The organism is Acidovorax sp. KNOB132, from assembly GCF_057541515.1.
The window spans coordinates 1-1,654 of record NZ_BAAJYT010000484.1; the positions used below are offsets into that span (position 1 = coordinate 1).

A 1,654-nucleotide genomic window follows, 5' to 3' on the forward strand; every position below is an offset into this window, starting at 1 on the left:
CGGCCGGCACCCCGCCCCCCCGTGTGCCCAGCGCGCCTGCAGCCACGCCGCGAACCCTTCCGGCGCGCGGGCGATGCAGCGTGCGCTGGTGATCACCCGCGGGTCGCGCACCCACGCCACCGTCGCCTGCTGGGCGAGCAGGGCCTCGACCAGCCGCACGTCCTCGTGTGCCACGAGCGGCGCAAAACCGCCCGCGCGCCGGTAGGCCGCGGACGAGACGCCGAGGTTGGCGCCGTGGATGTGCCGGTGGCCGTTGCGGTCCTGGTAGTGCGATGCGAAGGCCTGCGCCACGTGCAGGGGGTGCTCGTGCCAGTCCTCCACGCCGATCGTGCCGCACACGGCATCGCTCGCGCAGGCCAGCTGCGCCGTGATCCACTGCGGCGGCACGCGGCTGTCGGCATCGGTGCAGCACAGCCAGCGGGCGCCGAGCCCGACCAGGTGGTCCATGCCCACCGCCCGCGCCGCGCCGACGCAGCGCGCGCCGATCTCCACCACGTCGCAGCCCCACGTGCGCGCCAGGGCCGCCGTGGCGTCCCGGCAGGCATCGGCCACGACCACGATGCGCACGGGTTCCTGCACCTGCGCGGCCGCCGCGCACACCGAATCCAGGCAGGCGCCGATGAGGGCGGCTTCATCGTGCGCCGGAATGCACACGCCGATCATGGGGCGCCCTCCGCCGCACGGGCCAGCCGCTCCTGCGCGCCGCCCGCCTCCGCCACCGAGGTGCCGCCCCCGTTCTGCCACACGTCGATGCGCATGTCTTCGTCGCACCAGCCGCCCACGTGGTCAAGCGCCAGGGTGTCCCGCGCCTGCGCGTGGACGCCGTCGCCATGGGCCGGCGCATCCGCCACCGGCGCGCGCCAATGGCACATCGCCAGGTGGCCGCCGCGCTGCAGATGCCCGGGCACCTGCGCGAGGAAACGGGCGAAGTCGGCCGGCGGCAGGTAATAGGCCAGTTCCGCCACCACGATGAGGTCGCTGGGGGCCTCGGGCCAGTGCTGCGGAAAGCGCCAGTGCCGCAGCGCCACATGGCTGGCGCCGTTCAGCGTGGCGGCGGCGCGCTCCAGCGCCGCCGCGCTGGCATCGGATGCGATGAGCCGGTCGCAGCGCGCGGCCAGCGCCACCGTATTGCCACCCACCGAGCAGCCGGGCTCGAAGCCCTGGGCGTACCGGGGATGGGGGAGCGCGGCCAGCAGCAGATCGCGCTTGCGGCGCTCGTACCAGCGCGTGTGCACGCCCCACGGGTCGGCGCTGCGCGCGTGCAGTTGATCGAAGTGCGCGGTGTCGGCCAGGGGCGCGCCCATGTCAGGCCATCGCCCACTCGAAGCGGCCGCTCCAGGCCTGCAGCGCCGAAGGCGGCAGCACCGGCGCCACGCCGCCGTCCGGCTGGATCTGGCTTTGGAAGGCGCGCACGGCCCGGGCCTTGGCCTGCACCAGGTCGTCGGCCACGGCGATGCGCCGCAGCGTGCGATGGCGCAGCCGCGCGTGGGCCGCGTGTTCGGGCACCAGGGCCCAGACGGGGTATTCGATGCAGCAGGCCCCCACCGTGCGGGCCGCCGCCAGGGCGGCGCGGGCGCAGGCCTCGTGGTCGGGGTGGCCGTCGTGGCGCCACGGCACGAACACCGTGCGCCCGGCGCCAGTTGCAGGTGCGCCG

General features: G+C 75.6%; 3 protein-coding genes. All 3 read right to left on the reverse strand.

Annotation, left to right across the window (positions count from 1 at the left end; all coding sequences use genetic code 11):
• The coding region (locus tag AC27IO_RS23955) for a glycosyltransferase family 2 protein (protein WP_498741163.1) at positions 1–663 on the reverse strand (663 nt) is incomplete at its 3' end.
• Positions 660–1,304 (reverse strand): SAM-dependent methyltransferase, encoded by a 645-nt coding sequence (locus AC27IO_RS23960; RefSeq protein ID WP_498741165.1) that lies wholly within the window; start codon positions 1,302–1,304, stop codon positions 660–662. The genes AC27IO_RS23955 and AC27IO_RS23960, both read right to left, overlap by 4 nt.
• A 1-nt stretch (position 1,305) precedes the next feature.
• On the reverse strand, positions 1,306–1,654 hold a 349-nt coding region (locus AC27IO_RS23965; protein ID WP_498741166.1), incomplete at its 5' end, for a PIG-L deacetylase family protein.